Genomic DNA, 25,025 nt, shown 5'->3' with positions numbered 1-25,025 from the left:
GAACAGCCCCGAGTAACAGGGGCTGTAACAACCATCCAATAAGTGGAAACCATGCAACTTTTTGATTTTTTATCGCCCGCCGGCCAAATTCTGCTGCCTTACTTGAATGAAATTGCCACAGCACTGATCGCTTGTGGGTTAGTCATGTTTGGCGGTGAGATGAATGCATTTTTGCGTCAAACATTGCGCAATCAACATTTTCTGGTACGAACCCTAGCATTTATCTTTATTAACGCGTTTGGATACGGTTTAATCATCATCAAAGCAACCCCTTACCTTGCGCAACTCTTCGCGCAGTTGGATTCAGGTATCATGCTGACTGTTATCGTAAGCTGTTTTATTGTGATAGGCCTATGGGCACAAAGAAACCGTCAAATCTAACTCTACGCCGAATCAGCGCGGCTATCGCGACACCATTGTGCCATTTACCTTGGCGTAAAATAAGCAATACTCTGCTATTGGTGTTGAGCTTGGTGTTGGTTAGCTTATTGGCGATTGACCGTTGGGTAACTTGGCAGACGCAAAGTAACATCATTAACAACACACAAAGCGCACCGTCTTTTCAAGTCGCGGTGGTGCTGGGTACCAGTAAATACATAGGTAGAACACTCAACGAGTACTACGTCCATCGGATTGATGCCGCGATCGAGCTTTACCAACAAGGAAAAGTCAGCAATTTCTTGCTCAGTGGCGACAATGCGCATCGCTCATACAACGAACCTTGGACCATGAAACGCGACTTGCTGCGAGCAGGGATCCCCAATGAGCATATTTCTCTCGATTATGCCGGTTTTCGTACCTTAGATTCGATCGTTCGCGCTAAAGCGATTTTTGATACCGACAATTTTTTGATCATTACCCAGCGTTTTCATTGTGAACGAGCCCTGTTTATTGCTCACTTTCAAAATATCCAAGCATCCTGCCTCGCGGTCCCTGGACCGAGCAGCCATTCCGGCTTCAAAGTGCGTTTACGTGAAGTGTTTGCGCGCGCTTACGCAGTGTTTGATCTCTTTGTGCTCAATACCCAACCGAAGTTTCTTGGCCCTAAAGAGCCTATCATTATTGAACAAAGTGAAGTCACAGCAAGCGAAAGCCCGCCATCAAATCCATAGTTGTCAGCGACGCTAACCAATTTGCTCGGTAAACCACTTTTCTTCACTCACCACATTCCCTACAATCAAAAGCGATTCTTATCATTCGCTTATGTTTTATCACTAGAACAAGCAATGAGCCAATGCCCTTTCGTCCTTATTGGAGTGCTCCATGAGTAACGTGAAACACAGCAAACTGCTAATTTTGGGCTCTGGCCCTGCTGGGTATACTGCCGCGGTTTACGCAGCGCGCGCTAACTTAAAACCGGTGCTGATCACCGGTATGCAACAAGGTGGTCAATTGACCACTACGACCGAAGTCGAAAACTGGCCCGGTGATGCCGAGGGTTTAACCGGACCCGGTCTGATGGAACGAATGCAAGAGCATGCACAGCGTTTTGAAACAGAGATCGTGTTTGATCATATTCAATCGGTCGATCTCTCTACCCGCCCATTTCGTTTAACTGGCGATAGCCAAACCTACAGTTGTGATGCGCTGATCATCTCAACTGGCGCATCGGCGAAATATCTTGGTTTGGACTCGGAAGAAGCGTTCAAAGGCCGCGGGGTTTCAGCTTGTGCCACCTGTGATGGTTTCTTTTACCGCAATCAAAAAGTAGCGGTAGTGGGCGGTGGCAATACCGCGGTTGAAGAGGCGCTTTACCTGTCTAACATCGCCGCCGAAGTCCATTTGATCCACCGCCGTGATAGTTTCCGCAGCGAGAAAATCCTGATTGATCGTCTGATGGAAAAAGTCGCCAACGGCAATATTGTGCTGCACACCCATCGCACGTTAGAGGAAGTGCTCGGTGATGAGATGGGAGTTACAGGGGTGCGTCTGAAAGATACTCAATCCGATGCCACTGAAGATTTGGCTGTTATGGGGGTCTTCATTGCCATCGGCCATCAACCCAACTCGCAGATTTTTGCCGATCAACTTGAGATGAATAACGGTTACATTGTGGTGCAATCCGGTCTAAATGGTAATGCCACTCAAACCAGTATTGAAGGTGTGTTTGCCGCCGGTGATGTGATGGATCATAACTATCGCCAAGCAATCACTTCCGCTGGTACCGGTTGTATGGCTGCCTTGGATGCCGAACGTTATCTAGACAGCCAAGCCAAATAACCAACCGTTCACGTTAGGCTGGTTTTTATTTCCCCAAGCCCGCTAGGTATTACCGGCGGGCTTTTCTTTGTATACTGACGCCCATTACAATTATTATGCTCATAAAGTCTTGCCAATGGATAACCAAAAACAGCGCAGTTTAAATCTGTGGCTCAAACAGCAAAGTCAACGCGCTAAACGGTGGCTTGCCATCGCCATAGGATTGGGAGTGTTATCAAGCCTATTTCTAGTGGCACAAGCGGCGTTGCTTGCCTCGATCTTGCATCAGCTGATCATTGAACAAATCGATAAACAGTTGCTGATCCCACACTTTTTCGGCTTAACACTGCTGATTGCACTGCGTGCCCTCTGCGCTTGGGGACGTGAAATCGCTGGCTTTCGCTGCGGTGAAGAGATCCGTCGTTATATCCGTCAATTAATTCTCGATAAGCTGCGGGAACTGGGGCCGGCTTATATTAAAGGCAAGCCAGCGGGCGCGTGGGCAAGCTTGCTATTAGAGCAAGTCGAAGAGTTACACGACTTCTTTGCGCGTTACCTACCACAAATGGCGCTGGCCGTGCTAGTACCGTTGGTGATCTTGGTGGTCGTGCTTCCGGTCAATTGGGCGGCTGGATTGATTTTCCTGATCACGGCACCGTTAGTGCCGCTGTTTATGGCCTTAGTCGGCATCAAAGCGGCAGAAGCGAGCCGTAAAAACTTTAAAGCACTACAACGCTTATCAGGCCATTTTTACGATCGTCTACAAGCGCTCACCACGATCCGCCTGTTTGATCGCGCTGGTGCAGAAACCGAGCAAATGCGAGCTGCATCGGAAGTGTTTCGTCACCGTACCATGGATGTATTGCGTATCGCGTTTCTCTCCTCGGCGGTACTGGAGTTTTTTACCTCAATCTCGATTGCGCTAACTGCGGTTTATTTCGGCTTTAGTTATATTGGAGAGCTGAATTTTGGCTACTACGGTGCCAGCGTAACCCTGTTTGCCGGACTGTTTGTGCTGATTTTAGCGCCGGAGTTTTATCAGCCACTGCGTGATCTCGGCACTTATTACCACGCTAAGCAGCTAGCGGTCGGAGCGGCAGAATCGATTGTCGATTTTCTCGACACTGAGGCCGCAGCACTGCACAGTGGCCAGCAAACGCTCGCGGCCGAGCAAGCGATTGAAATCGTCGCCGATCAACTGATCGTACTCAGCCCGCAAGGTCAACGTTTAGCCGGACCACTCTCTTTTACCCTACAAGCGGGCCAAACCAGCGCCTTGGTAGGGCCAAGTGGCGCAGGCAAAACCAGTTTAATCAATACCATTTTGGGCTTTATGCCCTACCAAGGTAGCTTAACCATCAACGGTATTGAACTGCGTGAATTAGATCATGCACAGTGGCGACAAACCATCAGTTGGGTCGGCCAAAATCCGCTACTACTGCACGGCAGCATTCGTGACAATGTCACACTCGGTAAGCAGGAGATCACTGAACAACAACTGAATCAAGCGCTGCAATCCGCTTACGCGACCGAGTTTGTGGCACAGCATGGTTTAGACTATCCCATCAGTGATCGCTCACAAGGTCTATCGGTAGGTCAAGCCCAGCGTTTGGCTTTAGCGCGTGCCATGTTACAAAATGGCCGCTTCTGGCTACTCGATGAGCCAACCGCTAGCTTAGATGCTCGTAGCGAGCAATATGTGATGCGTGGACTGAAGCGCAGTATTCAACAACACACCGCTTTATTGGTGACTCACCAGTTACAGCCACTGCATACGGTCGAGCAAATTTTAGTGATGGAACATGGCCTACTGGTGCAAACCGGCCATTTTGATCAATTAAGCCAACAAACCGGCTTATTTGCCACTCTGCTCGCAGCCAACCAAGCACAACAAATCGCGGCGCAAGGGGATCTCGATGCGTGAATTGCTACCTTACCTAAAATTGTATAAAAAACATGCTTTCAGCTTAACCCTTGGTATGCTACTCGCACTGCTCACCCTACTCGCTTCGATTGGCTTGTTGACCCTGTCCGGCTGGTTTTTATCGGCAGCCGCCGTCGCAGGGTTAAGCATTGCCAGAGAAACCTTTAACTACATGTTACCCGGTGCCTTTGTGCGCGGCTTTGCCATGGGGCGTACCGCAGGCCGTTGGGGAGAGCGTGTGGTTAGCCACAACGCGACCTTCAAACTGCTGACCGATTTGCGGGTATTTTTCTTTGCCAAGCTTACCCCACTGATCCCTGGGCGCTTAAGTGCAGTACGCGATGCCGATATGCTGAATCGCATCGTGGCCGATGTTGATGCCATGGATCATGTTTATCTACGTTTAATCAGCCCGGTCACCGTCGCGGTATTGGGGATTAGTGCGCTCACCAGCCTTATTGCTTGGTTTGATCATGAACTCGGCATCACGCTAGGCGCGCTGCTGTTAGTGATCATTCTGGTATGGCCAACGCTGTTCTACCACTTAGGCAATCGCAACGGCCAGCAGCTCACTCAGCATAAAGCAGAACTGCGTATCCGTACGCTCGATTGGTTGCAAGGGTATAGTGAATTAACTATTTTTGGTGCAGAAGTTCACTATCGCCAAGCGATCTTACGCATTCAAGATAAACTGCTACTCAATCAATCGATGAATGCAAAAATTTCAGGATTAGCTCAATCACTACTGCTACTGGCGAATGGCTGGACATTAGTACTCATGCTGTGGCTAGCCGCCGATGGGGTGGGTGGACGCGCGCCCGATCCACTGATCGCACTAGTCGCGTTTGCCACACTAGCCAGCGTAGAATTACTGATGCCAATGGCAATGGCATTCCAACATTTAGGCCAAACCATGACTTCGGCTCGTCGGCTGAATGAAATTATTCTCGCTAAGCCCGAAGTTGAATTTGCGCCACACTCAGCCGCGCACAATGGACGGTACGATATCGCTTTGCAAAGCGTGAGTTTTGCTTACCAAGCTCAGCAATCCAATACGATCGATAACCTAAGTTTAACCCTGAGCACAGGGCAAAAAGTGGCGATCGTGGGGCAAACTGGCTCGGGTAAATCGACTTTAATTCAGTTAATTTGCCGTTATTGGGATGTAGACTACGGGCAAATTACCATCGGCGGCAGCGATATTCGCCAATGGTCAGAAAGTGACTTGCGCGCGGCGATCAGCGTGGTCAGTCAGCGAGTGGATATTCTCAACGGCACACTGCGGGATAATCTGATCTTAGCCAAACCCAGCGCAAGCGATGAGCAGTTAAGCCAAGTTCTGCAACAAGTAGGATTGGATCAACTGCTAGAAGACACTGCGCTCAATACTTGGCTGGGAGACGGAGGTCGTCAGCTCTCGGGTGGTGAGAGACGGCGGATCGGCATTGCTCGCGCTCTACTGCATAATGCGCCGATTTTATTACTCGATGAACCAACCGAAGGCTTAGACAAACAGACTGAGCAGCAAATCATGCAGCTACTGCAAGCGCATTTTGCCGAGAAAACCGTGCTATTGATCACCCACCGGCTGGTTAATCTTGAGCGGATGGATGCGATTGCGCTCATTGAGCACGGTCAGTTAGTGGAATACGGTCATCACCATGATCTGCTTGCCAAGCAAGGCCGCTACCATCAGTTAACTCAAACCCTGTAACCTTATGAAAAAAATCCCTAAAGGCTTTGATTAATCAGCCTTTAGGGAGCCATCATTTTTGCAAGTCATCCGCTAGAGTGATCGATTAGCTTAGTGATCGCGTCAATGCGAAATTAAGCATATTGCTCAGCAAACTCACGCATAAAATCAACCAAGGCTTGTACACCTTGCAATGGCATCGCGTTGTAGATCGAAGCTCGCATGCCTCCCACCACTCGGTGGCCTTTCAACGAGACCAGCCCACGCGCTTGCGCCAATTCCAAGAAAGTACTGTCCAATTCCGGTTTCGCCAGTTGGAAAGGCACATTCATCAACGAACGGTTCGCTGGGTGAATATTATTACGATAAAAATCCGAACTATCGATATAGTCATATAGCAGTGCAGCTTTCGCACGGTTGACTTGCTCAATCGCTCGCACCCCACCTTGCGCTTTCAACCACTGAAACACTAACCCAGAAAGGTACCAAGCAAACGTTGGCGGGGTATTGAACATTGAGTCTTGCTCAGCCAAAATCTTGTAATTAAGCACACCTGGTAGTAAATCACTGGCCAGATCTAACAAATCATCACGCACAATCGCAATACAGATCCCAGCCGGGCCGATATTTTTTTGCGCTCCCGCATAAATGACTCCGTACTGCGACACATCGATTTCACGAGACAAAATGGTCGATGACATATCGGCGACAATCGGTTTATCGGTTACCGGTAAATCGTTAATCTCAATCCCATCAATCGTTTCGTTAGGACAAAAATGCACATAAGCAGCGTGCTCAGCAATGCGCCATTCGCTGGCCGGTAACACCGCAACTTTGCCCTCTTTTTCAATTTTGGCATCGAAAACATCCACCGAGCAGTATTTTTTCGCTTCTTTGACCGCACTAGCTGCCCAATAACCCGCATCAATATAGGTTGCAGTCTGCGCCGATCCTAATAAATTGAGCGGTACTGCAGCAAATTGCGCCCGTGCGCCACCTTGGCAAAACAGCACTTTGTAATTGTCTGGAATGTTGAGAAGATCGCGCAAATCGCGCTCTGCCTGTTCGGCAACTTGAATAAATGGCTTACTGCGATGGCTGATCTCCATCACCGAAGTACCGAGGTGATTCCAGTTTACCAACTCCGCTTGTGCCTGCAGCATGACCGCCTTAGGCAAGGCAGCTGGGCCAGCGCTAAAGTTGTAAACCGTATCGGTATTGTGCTCCATGTGTTGTTTGCTCCTGCTAACGAAAAGTGTTGTGATTAATACCACTTTTTCCCGCAGATAAAAAGCGCGAAAAGAGACCTTACGGCCTCTTTTCATCAGCAAACCATCGTTAGCAACAAGCTAGCCTTGCGACATCAACAGCGGCATGATCAGCATCATTAATGGCATGGTTTTTCCGCTTGGGAACACCACGTTACCGTCTTTAATTTCGGCTTCCAACGTATAACCTTGCTCATTTTGAGTCATCATCTCCATCATGACCAATTGATCCACCGCCTGCTGAATGAAAGGAAAACTTTCGGCAAGCTGATGAGAGACAAATGTTTTGCTTTGCCCGGTTAAGGCTGGGATCACCGCTAATGGATCTTGCAGCAGATTTTGTGTACCTTCTGGCACCGCGAGTCGCCAATCAGAGGTGACATGACCACCAGAAATTTTGGCGGTAAATTTATCAATCGCAATAAAAAAACCTTGCTGAAACAACGCATCAACTTGCGGCAGAATTTGTGCAATATCTTGCTCACTCATTTCTGGAGCATTTTGATATAGTTGAGATAGCGCCTTAGTCGCTTCGGTATCGAGATCACCCAGCGTAAAATCTAACCCAATATCCTGCCATTCCCCCTCGCTATATTGCAGCTTAGCAATCTGCATTTGATGGGCGGTCGTAAAACGAGTCAGAGTCTTATCCAACGCAGAAGTAAAATGGTAGGCAAAACCATCCAAATCCAATTCGGTTTGGCCTGCTTGATTGACGCCCAGTTTACCCAGTTTGAAATTCTGCGCACCGAGCCACAAGCCATCACTCTCTTTACCTTGTCCCTCTAGCGTCATTTGGCTCAACACCATTTGGGCTTGATTTTCAAAATCAAACACGACGTTCGGCATGCTGAGTTGGAAGGTAATTTCCCCTAATTTGGTCACTGAGCCAGTCAGTTGCGTCGGCTCAATCATCACACTGACCGGCACTTCGCCTTGGAACATATAATTCCATTGTTCCAAATTGACAGTGTAGTCAGTATTGCCATTTAAATGCGTAGTCGAGTGCATCTGCACCGGAAACTGTGGATATTGTGGCAAGGTTGAGATGGCCGCAATACCGAACAGGCCATGCTGCAGTTGACTATCGACCACAATTTCACTGGGGATCCCTTCGGCTTGTAGCTGCGCAGCCAAGATTGGATCACTAATTTGATAACGGGTTTGCATGTGTGATGAGAGATAACCACGCTGATAACTTACCAATTCCGCGGTGATCGATGAGCTTTCAAAACGGTTAAGGCCATCTTTAATCACTGATTCCCCAATTTGCCCAACCGCAAGCGGCCAGCATAACCCTAGCGCAACAGCCCCACCCACGGCACCGATTATTTTTATTGATTTCATCGTCGTCTATTTCCTTGCGATTGAATCTGTGTAGTTTAGGTGACCAAACACTGACAAGATACAAATAATTGTCAGTATTAGGGCAAACTCCTAGCAAAGTATGAAATAAATCAGAGTATTGAATTGCAACACTGTCGATCAGAAATTATTCAACTCGGCTCCCATTTCCCTTACGCTATCCCTGCTACAGTAACCATCTAACCCGTGGCCAGAGAATACGTTGTGAATCGGTATGCCCTACTCATTTTAGACAACCATCCACTAAGCGTTGCAAATTGGTGTCAAGAATTGGCGAGCTTTGCTGGAAAATTCAATATCTACAGCAGCGGGTCTGTCGAAGAGGCTGAGCAACAACTTGAGTTTATAGAACAAAGTGAACAAATCGTCGCATTAGTTATCGCTAGCCATCATCCAGAGCTCAATGGGGCTGAGTTTTTGATCCGACTCGATAAAATTGCTCATACCAAATTCGCCCGCAAGGTTCTGATCAGTGGTGACGAGGATATCCAAGCTATTCTCAATGCGGTCAATGAAGGGCGTTTAGATTACTGCCTAACTCAACCGCTACCAGAGCATGCTCTCTACAAAACCGTGGTACAAGAACTCACCTCTTTTGTACTTGAACACGATAAAGACAATGTTCTCTCTTACAGTACAGTGCTTGATCAGCAACGCTTATTGCGCGCCCATATCGATAATAAAATGCGTAGTTATCGCGAAGGATTCATCTCTGACTACCACCGCCTGTCAGATAATGAATTAGCCGAAAAGGTGATTGGTGCTCTGCATCAAATTTTTGCCGAGCAAGATGATACCCAAGCGTGTCGCAGCTATTCGGCCCAACATCTGCTGACTAAAGAAGGCGAGCCAAACCGCTTTCTGTGGTTTATCACTGAAGGCGAAGTGGCGCTGTATAAGAAAGATGACCTTGGTCAGCAACGTGAAGTGGTACGTCACACCAAAGGCAATATTGTCGGTGGCATGTCATTTGTTACCGGTGAGCCATCATTTTCGACCGCCATCACCTTAACCAAAACCGCAGTGATCAAACTCGACCGCGAGGTGTTTGCCAAAGTAATGCATAACGACACCAGCTTATTGCCACTGTTTACCAACTTATTGCTGCGCCATTTCAATCGTCGTTTACAACGTAGTATCACCACCAAATTGGAGTTACAAAAAACCCTCGACTCACTCGAATCGGCCCATCAGCAATTAATGGAACGCGAAAAGATGGCTATGCTCGGTCAATTAGTCGCGGGGGTGGCTCATGAATTGAACAATCCAGTAGCGGCCATATTACGCGGTACCGAAACCCTCTCGAGCCATATTGGCCATCTGCTCAATGAAGAACAACGTACCCAAATCGAATTAGGGGCAAATTTATTGCGCCAAGCAATGCAAGCGCGCCCCATATCTACCTCACAAGAACGCAGCAAAGCCAAACAGTTGGAAACCATCATTCATCATCGACTACTGGCCAAAAAAATGGTCAAACTGGGTCTCGATGACAATCAAAATTTAATCCAATTTGCCAAAAGCGATCCTGACGCGGCACAAAAACAGCTAGAACAATTAGAAAGTTACCATCTCACGGGTAGTACTTTGCGTTCGATTCAAGTCTGTGCACAGCGTATTGCCGATATGGTCAAAAGCCTGAAAGGCTATGCAAGGCCGGACGATGAAACCTATCGCTTAACCGATATTCATGAAGGGATAGAAGATACTCTGGTCATTTTCGAAAATCGCTTGAAACGACACACGGTAGAAAAAGAATACGCCGCACTGCCACTGATTTACTGCTTACCTATCGCGTTACAACAAGTGTGGACCAACCTAATTTCCAATGCGATTGATGCATTTCCTGAACATGGCCGATTACGGATTGAAACCGAGCAACAGCATTATCAAGATCAAGAATACGCCGTGATCCACATTACTGATAACGGATGTGGCATTCCAGCACAACTCACCGAGCAGATTTTTGCCCTCAACTATACCACTAAGCGCGAAGGTAACTTTGGGCTTGGTATTGGTCTGTCGGTATGCCAACAGATCATTCAACAACATCAAGGTTGGATTGAGGTCAAATCTGAGCCCAACCAATACACCAGCATGACCGTGTGGCTCCCTTTAGTCGCACCAAAGTTGGCCAGGAGCAAGCCATGAACAAATATCTGATTTTATGTGTAGATGATGAACGAGAAGTGCTCGACAGCGTGGTGCAAGATCTCGACTGTTTCGAACAGCACTTTATTATTGAAGCAGCACAATCGGTGGCAGAAGCCAAATCGGTGATTGAAGATTATCGAGATGAACAGGTCGCGTTGGCGTTAATTCTGTGTGATCACATTATGCCAGAGCAGACTGGGATCCAATTTTTGATTGAATTAAATCAAGATGTGGATACCGCTAAAACGCGCAAAATGTTACTCACTGGTCAAGCAGGATTGGAAGACACGGTACAAGCAGTTAATCATGCCAGCCTACACTTCTATATTGCTAAACCGTGGCAAGGTGAACAATTACGACAAGTGGTCAAAGAGCAGCTCACGCACTATGTGATTGCCAACGAAAGTGATCTAATGCCTTGGATCCAGATTTTGGACGCTGAAAAAATCCTCAATGCGATTGCAGCAAAAAGGATGAGCTTTGGTGAGTAGCGTCAATCCGAATTTGGCACCTAATTTGCTTAAATTTCATCTAAACGACAAAACTCTGACATTTTTTGATAGTAGCGTGATACATCAATGCTTTATGATGTCAAACCATGAACCCGGAGCTGATGTATGGCTTCAGCCGCTGCCTATTCGTCCGCAGCGGCCTTGGAATTAATCTGAAGAGATAGGTTTATCTTAATTATGCGTAAAACAATCCTGGTAACTGCACTACTTCTTGGCGCAGGTTCAGCGGTAGCTCAAGGTGAGCGTGATAACCGCGCAGTAATGAGTAACTTTAGTTATGACTACCTAGAAGCGCGTATCGGCGCTAGCCCTATGACTTTTGGTGCTGCGATGAGCCGCTCTATTCATCCCAATGCGCACGCGATTGCTCGGATCGATTCAGAGTTCGAAAGTGATTTCGACTTTGCTGCAGGATTAGGCTTCCACGCTCCAGTCAACAACTGGGCTGATTTGACTGGGGAAATGTTATTTCGCTTAGTTGATGATCGCAAACGCTCTAGCGCTGATACCGGAATGGAACTGAATATCGGTATTCGCCAATGGTTAGGTCCACAGCTTGAAGTCGGTGGCAAAGCGGGTTATGTCTCGATTGATAATAATGACGACTGGTTAGGCTCAGTGTATGCACGCTTCCATGCCACCGAATTGTTTGCACTCGGAGCGGAAGCGCGCTTTAACGATTTTTACAACGATCAGGTGATGTTTACTGCTCGCTTTAATTTTTAAGCTCACAAGGTTAACCGTCGATAGCGTTTAACCTTATCCGCTGTAGCAAGTCACAAACGCCACAAACGATTGATAAACATAAAAAAAACAAGCCGGTATCATCCGGCTTATTTTTTATCACGTTAATGGTGTGGCATGTTTCAACGTAGCTGACAACTTTCCAGCAACTGACGCTTACGTGGCTCTTGCAGCAGTTTCCAATGAATACTCTCAATCGCACCGGCAAACTTCCACAATAACTTCACATCAACATCGCTACCATAAGTCTGACGCACCTTATTAAACACCGCTGGCGCACCTAACTTAATAAAGGTTTCAACATCATCGATACCGGCTTTTTTTACCATGCGCTCTAAGGTGAGTTGCATATTGGGCAGATCACGTAGACGACGACTAGCGACTGAACGTTGAAACTCACGCTGATCCACCGAAAATTGAATAGAACGCTCGATAATCGAATCTAGCTCTGGATAATTTTGCTCATAAAGATCGGTAATATCATAATAATTCACTGTAGCCGTAGTCTGTTTTTTGACATGACGATATTTTTCACACCCTAAATCAATCAGCTCAGGGTCTAACTCCTCGCAACCGCGGATAAAAATACGCTCTTCACTAACCAACACGTACATCGCATCGTGCTGAAACAACCCGATACCACCAAACATAGAACGTCTTTGATATGCGCCAAACTTAGTTATGTAATTTAAAAACTGTTGCTCATTCATATCCATTGATCCTTTAATCATATTCCCCGATTAAGGAAGATCACCAGATAGCAGCAATAAAGCGAAAATATGAATTTCTTAGCAAGCCTATTCAATCTTTAGTATTGGCTTGCTTTTTTTTGTGTAGACAATGATAGTTAACGAAGCAAAATAAGTCCGGACTTATCTCACACTGATGCAATTTGATCTGGGCACATTATGAGATTAGTATCACAGTGTCAATTTTTTGTTGACGCCGCTAATTAAGCCAAAAACATTCAAGCAATCAATACGTTTTAGCCGTAATTCAAACCAAAGTTATTCGAGGCGTAAAAAGCTTGGAACTGTTTGCTTATTTGGTTTAGCGATAGTAAAAATGCAGCTCACTTTGCTTGATCGTGTATTTTATGAGTCACCTATCTTTTTACTGGTTACCAGAAACAAAACATCAACTCATCCAAGGATTGGAAACTGAGTTTGCGCAATTGGTCGAGCTTTCGATTAGTACTGGGAAAATCTCCCTCCCCCCTATTTCGGATGTGGTACTGAAAATTCAGCGGCTGTGTTTGATTGAGTCAACTTCGATCTCCGATGTGGCCGATTGCTTGATTGAAGATCCAGGCCTGTCGGCTACGGTCATTCGAATCGCCAACTCGGTGGTCTTTAATCGACGTAACATTACCTGCAATGAGATTGTGACGGCCGTTTCTCGACTGGGTATTTTACGGGTACGTGATATAGTCACCGCGCAAGCCATCGAACAGCTCAAACATTCGGTCAATCTGAATAAAGCGTGCCATCATATCTTGGTCAAAAGCGCTATGGCATCGCGTGAACTGGGTGCGACAATGTTATTAGTGGCACAAACATTCAAATCGATTGATCCGAAAAAATACCACTATCTTGAGTTAGAAAAGGCATTATTAGTCGGTTTATTGGCGGATATTGGTCTATTCTGTCTAGTCAATGAGTACCATCTGTATCTGCAACACGGTCATTATCTCGACCCGAACATTGCGCTGCAAATCTTCCAGTCACAATGTTCACCGATCAGTCAATCAGTCTTGCAACATTGGGGATTCGATAGCGACTTTTTAGAAGTGTCATGCAATAGTGAATTAATCAGCGCCCGACCAGAAGTGAGTTATCTGGATGTTGCGCGTATCGCACATCATCTGCTGCTCTTTAGAAAACGAGATGAAGCACTGGATGATCACGAGGTTGAGATCAACGCGGAAGGCGCAGAGGTGCTTTACCAACTCAGCAATATGAGTGAGATGGAATTTAAACATAAGTTAAGTGATGTGATCAGTGCCAGCGGTATCTGAAGCACAGTGAGGAAATTATGCTATCAGGGATGATGTTTATTTTGGCACCACTACTGGTCGGTTATCTGGTTACCCTCCATAACCCATTACACCTGCATCGGTTGAGCCGCGCGACTTCACATCTAGTATATGTGATCCTATTTTTAATGGGCTTAAGTTTGGCAGGATTAGATAATCTACAAGCCAATCTACAGACTATCGTTAAATATAGTGCGGTCTTTTTCGTGATACTAGGCACATGTAATTTACTGGCGCTACCTGTAATTGATCACTATTTGCCACTGCGTACCGACACCAACCACACTAAACTATCGCTTTCAAGCATGATGTTAGAGTCAGCCAAACTGATTTTGGTGGTTGGCGCAGGACTAGTAATCGGTATTTTACTTAATCAAAATCTAGCGTGGGTGGAATCAGCTAGCAGTTGGATTTTATTTCTGCTGCTGTTTTTTATCGGTATTCAACTGCGCAATAGTGGCTTGTCATTAAAACAGATCCTGCTCAATAAACATGGCATGATCATCGCTGTGGTCATCGTCGCCACAAGTTGGTTAGGTGGCGTACTCGCCGCCTGGCTGCTCGATATGCCACTCTATCAAGCACTAGCAATGGCTTCCGGGTTTGGTTGGTATTCGTTAGCTGGAATTCTGGTCGGCGACGCATTCGGCCCTGTATTAGGTGGTGCATCGTTTATGATTGAACTGCTGCGTGAACTGGTCGCACTGGTGTTGATCCCGATGCTGATCCGCCGCGTGCCATGCACCGCGATTGGTTATGCTGGAGCCACGGCGATGGATTTTACATTACCGGTAATTCAGACCACTGGCGGGGTAAAATGCGTCCCGGTAGCGATTGTAAGTGGGTTTATTCTGAGTCTGTTAGTTCCGATTTTGATCTTATTTTTTGTCTCTCTTGCCAGCTAAAGCGTAAGATTGGATTGGAATATGGTTGACATTTTTTAGCTGACACCTAGCATCCATGCAACCAAGGCTTTCCGAATTAAGACGGGACATTGTCACCATTTTGAATTAAATTGTCGCGCCTAATGCTCATCAACTCAAATATCCACGACGCTGTATGGTATCAGAACAAAAAACTGCGCAAGTCAACTTCGATTCCCTGCTCAAGATCTTCACCGTGCCTGAAGGTCCGGATTCGACATTAACCCAAATTGATGAAGAGCTATCGCGCAACTTAAACGATTTCTTGCGCAGACACATTGTCGCTGAAGAAAAACCGCTCAAAGAGATTGAGAAAGATTTTTCTAACCCGTGCATTCCTGAACAGCCGCAATTCGTTTCCGATCATACCCAACATTTACTCGACCGATTGGTATCGCACTCCGTGCACACCGCTTCACCAAGTTTTATCGGTCATATGACCTCGGCACTACCCTATTTCTTGATGCCGCTGTCAAAAATCATGATCGCACTCAACCAAAATCTGGTCAAAATTGAAACGTCTAAAGCTTTTACGCCCTTAGAGCGGCAAGTGTTAGGCATGATCCATCGTTTGATTTACGGGCAAAGCGACCATTTTTATCAGCAATGGATGCACAGTGCCCAGCACTCGCTCGGTGCATTTTGTTCAGGTGGAACCATTGCCAATATTACCGCGCTTTGGGTAGCGCGTAATAATGCACTCAAAGCCAATGGCGATTTCCCTGGGGTTGAAAAAGCCGGCCTATTTAAAGCGATGCAGCACTATGGCTATCAAGGTTTAGCCATTTTGGTTTCCGAGCGAGGCCACTATTCATTGAAGAAAGCCGCCGATGTACTTGGGATTGGTCAAGAAGGGCTGGTAGCGGTGAAAACCGATGCCAATAACCGGATCTGTCCACTCGATTTACAGCACAAACTTGCCGATCTGCGCACACGTAACATAAAAGTCTTTGCGGTGGTCGGTGTTGCGGGCAGCACGGAAACCGGCAGTATTGATCCACTGCGAGCGATTGCCCAAATTTGCCAACAAGAGCAGATCCATTTCCATATTGATGCGGCTTGGGGCGGAGCAACGTTAATGTCCCATCGCTACCGTGCTCTGTTAGATGGGATTGAACTGGCCGATTCGGTCACCATTGATGCGCATAAACAGCTCTATATTCCGATGGGCGCAGGCATGGTGTTATTTAAAGATCAGCACGCCATGCGTTCAATTGAGCACCATGCGCAGTACATTTTGCGGCAAGGTTCGAAAGACTTGGGTAGCCATACCTTGGAGGGCTCTCGTTCGGGGATGGCCATGCTGGTCTACGCAAGCATGCACATTATTAGCCGCCCAGGGTTTGAGCTATTAATCGATCAAAGCATACAAAAAGCGCGCTATTTTGCTGATTTAATTGAGGCACAAGCCGATTTTGAGTTGGTGTCTCAACCAGAATTGTGCCTGTTAACTTACCGCTATGTTCCAGCACAGGTACGAAGTGCGCTCACCCAATCACAAGGGGCACAACGGGCACAACTGAATGATTTAATTAATGAACTCACTAAATTTATTCAGAAAAAACAACGCGAAACCGGCAAGTCATTCGTATCCAGAACTCAGTTAAATCCACATCAGTGGGATAAACTGGCGACAATCGTATTTCGAGTGGTACTCGCCAACCCGCTGACTACTCAAGAAATTTTACATAGTGTATTAGAGGAACAGCGCGAAATTGCCCAACAAGCACCGAAGTTAATGCAACAACTTACCGAGCTAGCGGCACGCATTGTCAACCACTAACATCCTGACCAAGAGTGACTAAAAACCGAAATAAACTTTCAGATTGTGGTCACTCTTGGTGCAATCAGCGCCAAGAAATGGCCAATATGACGGAAGCTGGCCATCAAATGTGTAGTTTTTATAAAATTTAATTGAGGCGGGTCATATTCTTACTGTCTTAATGAGAGTTTCATTTCTGCTTCTGTGGTGCTTGGGTTTATACTCTGGCAATTGGCGTTGGTGGGTTCATCATATGGAAACCATTGATTTATCACCGGTTGTTTCCAGCCACACCCTAACCGACGAGTTGTGCTCTAGCCTGCGTGAACACTATGAATACATTAGAAAAAATTCAAAAAAATCTGGAAAATTTCAGCAAGTCAGAGCGTAAGGTTGCTGAAGTGATTATGGCATCACCACAAACGGCGATTCATTCCAGCATCGCTACGCTAGCGAAAATGGCAGACGTCAGTGAACCCACCGTCAACCGTTTTTGCCGCCGCTTAGATACCAAAGGTTTTCCGGACTTTAAATTGCATTTAGCCCAGAGCCTAGCTAACGGTACGCCCTATGTGAACCGTAATGTAGAAGAAGATGATGGCCCAGACGCTTATACGCACAAGATTTTCGAGTCGACCATGGCATGTCTCGATGTCGCCAAAAATAGTCTCGACCCGCTCCAAATTAATCGTGCGGTTGACCTGTTAACTCAAGCCAAACGTATCTCTTTTTTTGGTTTGGGGGCTTCCTCCGCTGTCGCACGCGATGCTCAAAATAAATTCATCCGCTTTAATATCCCAATTAGCTGTTTTGAAGATATCGTGATGCAGCGCATGAGCTGTATTAACTGCACCGATAACGATGTGATTGTGCTGATTTCACATACCGGGCGCACCAAAAGCCAAGTTGAAATTGCTAATCTGGCGCGTGAAAATGGTGCAACGGTGATTGCCATTACTGCGAAAGATTCACCACTCGACCAAGCCAGTTCATTATCGATTTGCTTGGATGTTCCGGAAGATACAGACGTGTACATGCCAATGGCAAGCCGCGTGGTCCAAATGACCGTGATTGATGTACTGGCAACCGGTTTCACTCTACGCCGTGGTTCCGGTTTTCGAGAAAATCTTAAGCGGGTCAAAGAAGTGTTAAAAGACTCGCGCTACGATAAATTGCCACCTTACTTTAACCCAAGTCATTAATGGCAAGAGGTATCACAACGGAGCCTAATGGCTCCGTTGTCGTATCAAGTATTGGGCTCCCCCGAATCATCCACTCAACCGGTTATTCTTGCTGCAACAAATGAGATATTTTTGCAGTGCCGACAGCCTGAATCACGGGCAAATCCTGGGGATAACAAGCACACACTTGCTGCAAAATATGCGTCAAGCGTTGTACGGTAAGTGGCATCGGATTGCCTTTAATCGAGGTCGATTTGAGCGCATCCGTCGCCACCCGTTCAAATGAGGTGGTGCATACGCCAAAATCGGTCAAGTTGGGGATGCTCAATTTTTCTAGCATCATATTAACCCACAAAATACTGTCTTCGACTCCGGCATTTTTACGCCCGGTTAAAATACGTGAAATGGTTTGATAGCGTTGCAAAATATCACTGCGCCCAGCCTCTCGGGCAACTTGAATATTTTCACGCATCACAATCGGCGCCAACCGTGCAGTGATCACGCTATGGGGAGCCTCTAATTTCCCCCCTAACGCGGCGGCTAGTCCATGTGCTGCGCCTAATTTTGCATTGGTAGAAGCCATGCCACCTAACATGGCAGCAAAAGATAAATCACTGCGAGCCTTTTTATCATCCCGCAAACACGCTGGAATTATCGAGCGACTTAAGCGACGCAGCCCTTCTTCACAAATCATATCGGTCAACGGATTAGACTGACCACATACATAAGCTTCCATCACATGGGTAAAAGCATCCAATGCTCCACGCCCTGAAATCAGCCGATCAGTGCCATAAGTCAACGTGGGATCGATAATCGCCACATCGGCTAACATATCTGGGCTGCGTAAGCTGACTTTAACCCGATCCTGCGCCGATCGGAGTACTGCATTGCGCGTCACCTCAGAGCCAGAGCTGGCAGTGGTAGGTATCGCAATAAAAGGCAGCGGCTTAGCTTTGAGCGGAACACTGCGTCCCACCACCTCCACATAATCATACACATTGCCTTGATTAGGAATGACCGCAGCAACCGCTTTACCCATATCCAGCACACTACCACCGCCAATCGCAACTACCATATCTGGATTAAAACGGCGACCTAGCAGCGCCGTCTCTTCCACCATAGTGATATTCGGTTCACCCGTTACCTGTACATGCTGATAACGCAGTTTTTGCTGCTGTAAATAGGCCACGATCGGTGCATAACGTTGAGGGTTTTTGCCTGAAATGAGTAGCACACTGTAGCCATACTGACTAATGATCGACAGAGCGTTGTCTAACGACCCTTCACCGAAAATGATCCGTGTCGCGGTCATAAATTGAAACATGTAGCCTCCAAGCTCTCTGATACATCATCAACCACTAGCTTGCCCGCAAAGTGGCTAAATTTGTTTGACCCAGTACAACTTGCCAAAATTAACCACAAAAAAATCAAGGCTTATTGCACCATCTCACACCTAAATATAGTCGTTTCAATCTATTCCATTATAATTGCGAGCAAAAAATCGAACAGTAAAGCGAATGACTGGCCATTTCATCGTTTTTAGCTATTGAATAAAGAGAAAAAACACACTTTATTTCCCACATCGGATCGGGCATAGTACGCGCAAATAAAATGAGGGAGAAAGTTATGTTTGTGGTCATTTTTGGTCGTCCTGGTTGTCCTTACTGTGTTCGCGCGAAAGAACATGCTGAAACGCTCAAAGCAAAGCGTGATGATTTTAACTACCGTTATGTTGATATCCACGCCGAAGGTATTACCAAAGCAGATTTGGAAAAAACCATTGGCAAACCAGTAGAAACCGTTCCACAAATCTTCATTGATGAGCAACACATTGGTGGTTGCACCGATTTTGAAGCTTACGCCAAAGAAAATCTTGGCCTGTTTGATTAAGCTAATCTAGTTGCTAATAAGCCTGCTCATTTGCAGGCTTTTTATTAACGGGAGCACACAAAATCTCTGTCTTATTTTTAGCGATTAGATGGTGATTCCGACCCATAAATGCAAAAATTCACTTATCTTTTTATATTATTCAGCTACAATTCCCCCAATTTTATTCTTTCCTCTCTTGCCACACGTAAATTGAGTTAAATCGTGAATATCGATGTCGTTTTATTGCTAGAGCAAAATCCTATTTTGCTGATTTTTGTGGTCTTGGCGATTGGTCTCTCGTTCGGAAAAATCCGTTTTGGTAGTTTTCAATTGGGCAATTCCATCGGCGTATTGATCACCTCCTTGATCATGGGCCACCTTGGTTTTGCCTTTACGCCTGAGGCATTAACCATCGGTTTTATGCTCTTTATCTACTGTGTCGGTATTGAAGCCGGCCCCAATTTCTTTGGCATTTTCTTTCGTGATGGTAAGCACTACCTAATCCTAAGTTTGGTGGTGTTGATCACCGCCACATCGATTGCCTATTTTGGTGGCTATTATCTCAACCTTGGCTACGGGCTAGCGGCGGGTATGATGGCCGGTGCGCTAACGTCAACCCCTGTGCTAGTTGGTGCACAAGATGCTTTAAATTCAGGGTTGGCCTCCGTGCCACGACAGATGGATCTCTCGTTGGTGCTGGATAATGTCTCGGTCGGCTATGCGATGGCGTATTTAATTGGCCTGATCAGTATGATCATGTTTGCTAAGCTGCTGCCTAAATTACAAAAACAAAACCTCTCTGATTCTGCGCAACAAATTGCGCAAGAGCGCGGTCTTGGTAGCCAACGTAAAGTCTATCTACCGATTATTCGCGCTTATCGAGTCGGACCAGAGCTGATCGATTGGATTGATGGACGTAACTTGCGTGAATTAGGCATCTATCGTCAAACCGGTTGTTATATTGAGCGCATTCGTCGTCACGGCATTTTAGCCCACCCCGATGGTGATGCAATTTTGCAAGAAGGCGATGAAATTGCACTGGTAGGTTTCCCAGATAGCCATGCACGACTCGATCCTAGCTTTCGTAACGGTAAAGAGGTCTTTGACCGTAACCTACTCGACCTGCGTATCTCGGAAGAGGAGATCGTGGTAAAAAGTGACAGTATCGCCGGTAAGCGGCTCTCCGATCTGAACCTTTCTGAATATGGCTGTTTCCTCAACCGAGTGGTACGGGCACAAATTGAAATGCCGATGGATCTTGATATTGTGCTCGCCAAAGGTGATGTGCTGCAGGTCAGTGGCGAAAAAAGCAAAGTCAAAGGACTCGCCGATAAGATCGGCTTTATCTCCGTCCATAGCCAAATGGCGGATCTCATTGCTTTTTGTAGCTTTTTTATTCTGGGCATTCTGTTCGGATTGATCACGATGACCTTCGGCCAAGTCTCTTTCAGCCTAGGTAATGCGGTAGGACTGTTGCTATCTGGTATCACCTTAGGCTTTTTGCGCGCCAACCACCCGACCTTTGGTTATGTACCACAAGGGGCACTCAATATGGTCAAAGACTTAGGCTTAGCGATTTTCATGGTCGGAATTGGCCTCAGTGCGGGTAGCAAAATGTTCCAACACCTTTCTGAGGTCGGGGTACAAGTGATTGGTCTGGCATTCTTAGTCAGCGTCGTACCCGTAGTGTTTGCTTATTTAGTCGGGGCATACCTGCTAAAGATGAATCGAGCTTTACTGTTTGGTGCCATTATTGGAGCTCGCACTTGTGCACCAGCCATGGATATTGTCAATGAATATGCCAAATCAACCATTCCGGCACTCGGTTATGCAGGAACCTACGCCATCGCCAATATTTTAATGACCCTGACTGGAACAATTTTTATCTTGCTCAACTAAATACCAAGCATATTCAGCACTGCGATCACGTTATTAACCAGCTTGCATGATTAAAAAGGCACCTTACGGTGCCTTTATGTTATTGAGTGTGTGATATTGCGTGAGGTCGTTGATTGGGTTATTAGTGAACCACTTCTTTACGAGTGGCGAAATATTCGAACGATAACCGCTCACTACTCAAGGTGACTTTGACGGTACCACCATCAACTAAGCAGCCAAACAACAACTCATTAGCCAATGGTTTTTTCAGTTGCTCTTGGATCACTCGCGCCATCGGACGTGCACCCATCTCACGATCATAGCCTTTGTTGGCTAACCAGTGACGCGCATCTTCTGAGACTTCTAGAGAAACACCCCGTCCATCTAACTGGGCTTGCAGCTCCACGATAAACTTATCAACCACTTGATGGATCACTCGCTCATCAAGACGATTAAACCAGATGATGTGATCCAGTCGGTTACGAAACTCAGGGGTGAAAACCTTTTTGATTTCCGCCATCGCATCATGGCTATTATCTTGCTGGATCAAACCAATTGATTTTTTGACCGTTTCCGCTACCCCAGCGTTCGTGGTCATCACTAAAATCACATTACGGAAATCCGCCTTACGGCCATTGTTATCGGTCAGCGTACCGTTATCCATAACTTGCAATAACAAATTAAAAATATCGGGGTGAGCTTTTTCGATTTCATCGAGTAACACGACCGAATGAGGATGTTTAATCACCGCATCGGTCAGCAAACCACCTTGGTCATAACCAACATAGCCAGGAGGCGCACCAATCAAACGACTCACCGAGTGACGTTCACCATACTCCGACATATCAAAGCGCAGCAACTCAATTCCGAGCACTTTAGAAAGCTGCAATGTGACTTCGGTTTTGCCCACCCCTGTAGGACCAGCAAATAGGAATGAACCGACCGGTTTGTGTTCTGCCCCTAAACCGGCGCGAGTCAATTTAATCGCCTCGGTCAATACATCAATCGCAGGATCTTGGCCAAACACCAACATCTTCATTCTTTGATCAAGATGTTTGAGGATATCTTTATCAGAAGAGGAAACCGATTTCTCCGGGATCCGCGCCATTTTCGCGACCATAGTCTCAATATCAGTCACACCGATCGTCTTTTTACGCCGACTGGCCGGCATTAAACGCGCACGCGCTCCCGCTTCATCAATCACGTCAATCGCTTTATCCGGCAGATGGCGTTCATTAATGTATTTAGCGGAAAGCTCAACTGCAGCACGTAAAGCTTTGTTGGTGTAACGAACATCATGGTGAGCTTCATATTTGCTTTTTAAGCCCATCAAAATTTTAGTCGTGTCATCCAGTGAAGGCTCGACCACATCGATTTTTTGGAAGCGGCGCGAAAGAGCACGCTCTTTGTCAAAAATATTATTGTACTCTTGATAGGTAGTTGAACCGATACAGCGCAACTTACCGCTACTGAGCAGAGGCTTGATTAGATTGGCGGCATCCACTTGACCACCAGACGCCGCCCCCGCGCCAATAATAGTATGAATTTCATCGATAAACAGGATAGCATCTTGCTCTTTTTCAAGCTGTTTAAGGATCGATTTAAAGCGTTTCTCAAAATCGCCACGATATTTGGTTCCCGCGAGCAGCGAGCCAATATCGAGCGAGTAAATCACGCTGTGTTGGATCACTTCCGGTACATTACCTTCAACAATGCGCCATGCCAGACCTTCAGCTATCGCGGTTTTTCCCACCCCTGCCTCGCCAACCAATAATGGGTTATTTTTACGGCGACGGCATAGGACTTGAATGGTACGTTCCAGTTCTTGATCTCGCCCAATCAACGGATCAATCTGACCTTGTTTGGCTAATAGATTAAGATTGGTCGCAAAGCTCTCCAAACGTTCATCCGCACTGAGTTCTTCTGAACTGTCACTGCCAACCGAATCCCCAGAAGAATCTTCGTTATGGTTCGAGGCTTTGCTTATGCCATGAGAGATAAAATTGACAATATCCAAGCGGCTAATGTCATTTTTTTTCAGTAAATACGCTGCATGTGACTCTTGTTCACTAAAAATTGCGACCAAGACATTAGCGCCGGTCACTTCACTGCGCCCGGAAGATTGGACATGAAATACCGCCCGTTGTAATACACGTTGGAAACTTAAGGTCGGTTGTGTTTCACGAGTCTCATCATTTTTAGGGATCAATGGTGTGGTTTGATCAATAAAGGTATCCAACTCGCGGCGTAAGATGTCAATATCGGCCTGACACGCTAGCAGGGCCTCTCGCGCAGCATCATTTTCCAACAATGCCAGTAGGAGGTGCTCAACGGTCATAAATTCATGTCTTTTATTGCGAGCCCGAGCAAACGCGCTGTTCAAACTCGACTCTAATTCTTTGTTAAGCATACAGCCTCCTTAACCCACAATCACAAAACACAAGCTTAAGCTTGCTCCATCGTGCATAAGAGCGGGTGCTCATTTTCCCTTGCATATAGAGTAACTTGAGCCACTTTGGTCTCTGCCACTTCCGCAGTAAATGTGCCACAGATGGCTTTCCCCTGGTAATGCACTTGCAGCATGATTTGCGTCGCCCGATCGATATCCATGCCGAAAAACCGCTCAAGTATTTCAATTACAAAGTCCATCGGCGTGTAGTCATCGTTGTTTAATACTACGTGATACATAGATGGCGGCTTGATGGCCGTTTTTTCTTGCTCCAGTAAATCAAAGTCTGGAGAGACCCATTCAAAATTTTTACTCATGATCATTCAATATATTAGGACTGCTCACCGACAATTTCACACTGAAGTGCGCTAAGCCAAGTCAGTTTAACACTGAGCATGATCTTAACCCTCTGCAGTGAATTTCAGCTCTTCTTTAGAGACTAATCTAGCAATGGTAACGCTGCAAATAAAACATAGCGAATGGTGATCTGCACAAGGGCGACTGCTTAAATTCCCACCACCGATATCCATTGGATAAACATGCTTGGTATCCGTGGTAAATGACAAATTTATATAACTTACCCTTAAAAAATTGAGCTCTCATATCAAACTGTGTGCTTTTTATACGTTTATGCTATTGACTGCGCTCTATCATCGTCTAAATTGGTCAATTAGTGACTAAGTTTCAGCATCGGCTGAATCGCTATTCACTTTGAGAACTCACCAACGTCACATGACAACATGGGTTTTCTTTTCAACATCAGTTAGATAATGCATGAGGGATGTATAGCATGGCGACAGGTACAGTAAAATGGTTCAATAATGCCAAAGGCTTCGGTTTTATTTGCCCAGAAGGTGAAGACGGAGATATTTTCGCTCATTACTCAACCATTCAAATGGACGGATACCGTACACTCAAAGCCGGTCAACAAGTTTCTTATCAAGTGGAACAAGGTCCGAAGGGGTACCACGCCAGTTGCGTGATGCCGGTTGAAGGCCAAGCGACCAAATAGCGATAATCAGCACCACGGTTTGCAATACGCAAAGCGGCAATAACCATTTAATCATAA

General features: G+C 46.3%; 21 protein-coding genes. 15 read left to right on the top strand and 6 right to left on the bottom strand.

The window, feature by feature from the left end; all coding sequences use genetic code 11:
• Positions 1-51 precede the first annotated feature (51 nt).
• The 5 genes from OOK74_RS04900 (at position 52) to cydC (ending at position 5,837) form a co-directional block, all read left to right on the top strand.
• Complete coding sequence (locus OOK74_RS04900; RefSeq protein ID WP_274722019.1) at positions 52-381, top strand: DUF3392 domain-containing protein; 330 nt, start codon at positions 52-54, stop codon at positions 379-381.
• A complete protein-coding gene (locus OOK74_RS04895; RefSeq protein ID WP_278183202.1) occupies positions 354-1,112 on the top strand; it encodes a SanA/YdcF family protein in 759 nt (252 codons plus the stop codon). Before OOK74_RS04900 ends, OOK74_RS04895 begins: the two co-directional genes overlap by 28 nt.
• Positions 1,113-1,263: 151 nt before the next feature.
• The gene (gene trxB / locus OOK74_RS04890; protein WP_274722021.1) at positions 1,264-2,220 is read left to right on the top strand and encodes a thioredoxin-disulfide reductase; all 957 of its coding nucleotides are present in this window, start codon (positions 1,264-1,266) and stop codon (positions 2,218-2,220) included.
• 115 nt (positions 2,221-2,335) lie between these two features.
• Positions 2,336-4,123, top strand: coding sequence for a heme ABC transporter permease/ATP-binding protein CydD (gene cydD / locus OOK74_RS04885; protein WP_277206751.1), 1,788 nt, complete (start codon positions 2,336-2,338; stop codon positions 4,121-4,123).
• A complete protein-coding gene (cydC, locus tag OOK74_RS04880) occupies positions 4,116-5,837 on the top strand; it encodes a heme ABC transporter ATP-binding protein/permease CydC (RefSeq protein WP_278183201.1) in 1,722 nt (573 codons plus the stop codon). Before cydD ends, cydC begins: the two co-directional genes overlap by 8 nt.
• Before the next feature lie 113 nt (positions 5,838-5,950).
• Here cydC and serC read toward each other — a convergent pair whose 3' ends face one another.
• Both serC and OOK74_RS04870 read right to left on the bottom strand, forming a co-directional pair.
• Positions 5,951-7,045 (bottom strand): 3-phosphoserine/phosphohydroxythreonine transaminase, encoded by a 1,095-nt coding sequence (serC, locus tag OOK74_RS04875; RefSeq protein WP_278183200.1) that lies wholly within the window; start codon positions 7,043-7,045, stop codon positions 5,951-5,953.
• A 120-nt stretch (positions 7,046-7,165) separates the two neighbouring features.
• The gene (locus OOK74_RS04870) at positions 7,166-8,431 is read right to left on the bottom strand and encodes a DUF945 family protein (RefSeq protein WP_278183199.1); all 1,266 of its coding nucleotides are present in this window, start codon (positions 8,429-8,431) and stop codon (positions 7,166-7,168) included.
• A gap of 222 nt (positions 8,432-8,653) precedes the next feature.
• On the opposite strand from OOK74_RS04870, the gene OOK74_RS04865 reads away from it, so the two are divergent.
• The 3 genes from OOK74_RS04865 (at position 8,654) to OOK74_RS04855 (ending at position 11,841) form a co-directional block, all read left to right on the top strand.
• The gene (locus OOK74_RS04865) at positions 8,654-10,600 is read left to right on the top strand and encodes an ATP-binding protein (protein ID WP_278183198.1); all 1,947 of its coding nucleotides are present in this window, start codon (positions 8,654-8,656) and stop codon (positions 10,598-10,600) included.
• Entirely contained in the window at positions 10,597-11,094 is a 498-nt protein-coding gene (locus OOK74_RS04860) for a response regulator (protein ID WP_166013177.1), read from the top strand. Before OOK74_RS04865 ends, OOK74_RS04860 begins: the two co-directional genes overlap by 4 nt.
• Positions 11,095-11,292: 198 nt before the next feature.
• Complete coding sequence (locus tag OOK74_RS04855) at positions 11,293-11,841, top strand: hypothetical protein (protein WP_274722027.1); 549 nt, start codon at positions 11,293-11,295, stop codon at positions 11,839-11,841.
• Positions 11,842-11,981: 140 nt separating this feature from the next.
• On the opposite strand, the gene OOK74_RS04850 is transcribed toward OOK74_RS04855, so the two are convergent.
• Positions 11,982-12,569 (bottom strand): TfoX/Sxy family DNA transformation protein, encoded by a 588-nt coding sequence (locus OOK74_RS04850; RefSeq protein WP_274722028.1) that lies wholly within the window; start codon positions 12,567-12,569, stop codon positions 11,982-11,984.
• A 386-nt stretch (positions 12,570-12,955) separates the two neighbouring features.
• Here OOK74_RS04850 and OOK74_RS04845 point away from each other — a divergent pair, with 386 nt between their 5' ends.
• From OOK74_RS04845 to OOK74_RS04830, 4 genes are all read left to right on the top strand, one after another.
• The gene (locus OOK74_RS04845) at positions 12,956-13,876 is read left to right on the top strand and encodes an HDOD domain-containing protein (protein ID WP_278183197.1); all 921 of its coding nucleotides are present in this window, start codon (positions 12,956-12,958) and stop codon (positions 13,874-13,876) included.
• Between the two features lie 17 nt (positions 13,877-13,893).
• Positions 13,894-14,799 carry a LysO family transporter gene (locus tag OOK74_RS04840; RefSeq protein WP_274722030.1) on the top strand — a complete coding sequence of 302 codons (906 nt, stop codon included), beginning with the start codon at positions 13,894-13,896 and terminating at the stop codon, positions 14,797-14,799.
• Positions 14,800-14,953: 154 nt separating this feature from the next.
• Positions 14,954-16,600: a pyridoxal-dependent aspartate 1-decarboxylase PanP gene (gene panP / locus OOK74_RS04835; protein ID WP_278183196.1), complete on the top strand. Its 1,647-nt coding sequence runs from the start codon at positions 14,954-14,956 to the stop codon at positions 16,598-16,600.
• Between the two features lie 311 nt (positions 16,601-16,911).
• Complete coding sequence (locus tag OOK74_RS04830; RefSeq protein WP_166013183.1) at positions 16,912-17,781, top strand: MurR/RpiR family transcriptional regulator; 870 nt, start codon at positions 16,912-16,914, stop codon at positions 17,779-17,781.
• Between the two features lie 82 nt (positions 17,782-17,863).
• Here OOK74_RS04830 and OOK74_RS04825 read toward each other — a convergent pair whose 3' ends face one another.
• The gene (locus OOK74_RS04825; protein WP_278183195.1) at positions 17,864-19,084 is read right to left on the bottom strand and encodes an iron-containing alcohol dehydrogenase; all 1,221 of its coding nucleotides are present in this window, start codon (positions 19,082-19,084) and stop codon (positions 17,864-17,866) included.
• 302 nt (positions 19,085-19,386) lie between these two features.
• Between OOK74_RS04825 and OOK74_RS04820 the strand changes: the two genes are divergently transcribed.
• Both OOK74_RS04820 and OOK74_RS04815 read left to right on the top strand, forming a co-directional pair.
• Positions 19,387-19,650, top strand: coding sequence for a GrxA family glutaredoxin (locus OOK74_RS04820; RefSeq protein ID WP_000498418.1), 264 nt, complete (start codon positions 19,387-19,389; stop codon positions 19,648-19,650).
• 201 nt (positions 19,651-19,851) lie between these two features.
• Positions 19,852-21,528, top strand: coding sequence for an aspartate:alanine antiporter (locus OOK74_RS04815; protein ID WP_274722035.1), 1,677 nt, complete (start codon positions 19,852-19,854; stop codon positions 21,526-21,528).
• Positions 21,529-21,649: 121 nt separating this feature from the next.
• Here OOK74_RS04815 and clpA read toward each other — a convergent pair whose 3' ends face one another.
• Both clpA and clpS read right to left on the bottom strand, forming a co-directional pair.
• Positions 21,650-23,917, bottom strand: a complete 2,268-nt coding sequence (gene clpA, locus OOK74_RS04810) for an ATP-dependent Clp protease ATP-binding subunit ClpA (RefSeq protein WP_274722036.1) — start codon at positions 23,915-23,917, stop codon at positions 21,650-21,652.
• A 35-nt stretch (positions 23,918-23,952) separates the two neighbouring features.
• Positions 23,953-24,273: an ATP-dependent Clp protease adapter ClpS gene (gene clpS / locus OOK74_RS04805; protein ID WP_274722037.1), complete on the bottom strand. Its 321-nt coding sequence runs from the start codon at positions 24,271-24,273 to the stop codon at positions 23,953-23,955.
• 473 nt (positions 24,274-24,746) lie between these two features.
• Between clpS and cspD the strand changes: the two genes are divergently transcribed.
• Positions 24,747-24,968: a cold shock domain-containing protein CspD gene (gene cspD / locus OOK74_RS04800; protein WP_166013188.1), complete on the top strand. Its 222-nt coding sequence runs from the start codon at positions 24,747-24,749 to the stop codon at positions 24,966-24,968.
• Positions 24,969-25,025 lie beyond the last annotated feature (57 nt).

The organism is Vibrio misgurnus (genome assembly GCF_029635775.1).
Classification (GTDB): Bacteria; Pseudomonadota; Gammaproteobacteria; order Enterobacterales; family Vibrionaceae; genus Vibrio; species Vibrio chanodichtyis.
This window is presented reverse-complemented; position numbering and strand designations above follow the sequence as displayed.

Coding starts and splice junctions, on each gene's coding strand:
- OOK74_RS04840 (WP_274722030.1), top strand. CDS start 13,894: ATGCTATCAGGGATGATGTTTATTTTGGCACCACTACTGGTCGGTTAT.
- cspD (WP_166013188.1), top strand. CDS start 24,747: ATGGCGACAGGTACAGTAAAATGGTTCAATAATGCCAAAGGCTTCGGT.
- OOK74_RS04895 (WP_278183202.1), top strand. CDS start 354: ATGGGCACAAAGAAACCGTCAAATCTAACTCTACGCCGAATCAGCGCG.
- OOK74_RS04845 (WP_278183197.1), top strand. CDS start 12,956: ATGAGTCACCTATCTTTTTACTGGTTACCAGAAACAAAACATCAACTC.
- cydD (WP_277206751.1), top strand. CDS start 2,336: ATGGATAACCAAAAACAGCGCAGTTTAAATCTGTGGCTCAAACAGCAA.
- OOK74_RS04850 (WP_274722028.1), bottom strand. CDS start 12,569: ATGAATGAGCAACAGTTTTTAAATTACATAACTAAGTTTGGCGCATAT.
- clpS (WP_274722037.1), bottom strand. CDS start 24,273: ATGAGTAAAAATTTTGAATGGGTCTCTCCAGACTTTGATTTACTGGAG.
- OOK74_RS04855 (WP_274722027.1), top strand. CDS start 11,293: ATGCGTAAAACAATCCTGGTAACTGCACTACTTCTTGGCGCAGGTTCA.
- OOK74_RS04830 (WP_166013183.1), top strand. CDS start 16,912: ATGAATACATTAGAAAAAATTCAAAAAAATCTGGAAAATTTCAGCAAG.
- OOK74_RS04870 (WP_278183199.1), bottom strand. CDS start 8,431: ATGAAATCAATAAAAATAATCGGTGCCGTGGGTGGGGCTGTTGCGCTA.
- clpA (WP_274722036.1), bottom strand. CDS start 23,917: ATGCTTAACAAAGAATTAGAGTCGAGTTTGAACAGCGCGTTTGCTCGG.
- OOK74_RS04820 (WP_000498418.1), top strand. CDS start 19,387: ATGTTTGTGGTCATTTTTGGTCGTCCTGGTTGTCCTTACTGTGTTCGC.
- OOK74_RS04860 (WP_166013177.1), top strand. CDS start 10,597: ATGAACAAATATCTGATTTTATGTGTAGATGATGAACGAGAAGTGCTC.
- trxB (WP_274722021.1), top strand. CDS start 1,264: ATGAGTAACGTGAAACACAGCAAACTGCTAATTTTGGGCTCTGGCCCT.
- serC (WP_278183200.1), bottom strand. CDS start 7,045: ATGGAGCACAATACCGATACGGTTTACAACTTTAGCGCTGGCCCAGCT.
- OOK74_RS04900 (WP_274722019.1), top strand. CDS start 52: ATGCAACTTTTTGATTTTTTATCGCCCGCCGGCCAAATTCTGCTGCCT.
- cydC (WP_278183201.1), top strand. CDS start 4,116: ATGCGTGAATTGCTACCTTACCTAAAATTGTATAAAAAACATGCTTTC.
- OOK74_RS04825 (WP_278183195.1), bottom strand. CDS start 19,084: ATGTTTCAATTTATGACCGCGACACGGATCATTTTCGGTGAAGGGTCG.
- panP (WP_278183196.1), top strand. CDS start 14,954: ATGGTATCAGAACAAAAAACTGCGCAAGTCAACTTCGATTCCCTGCTC.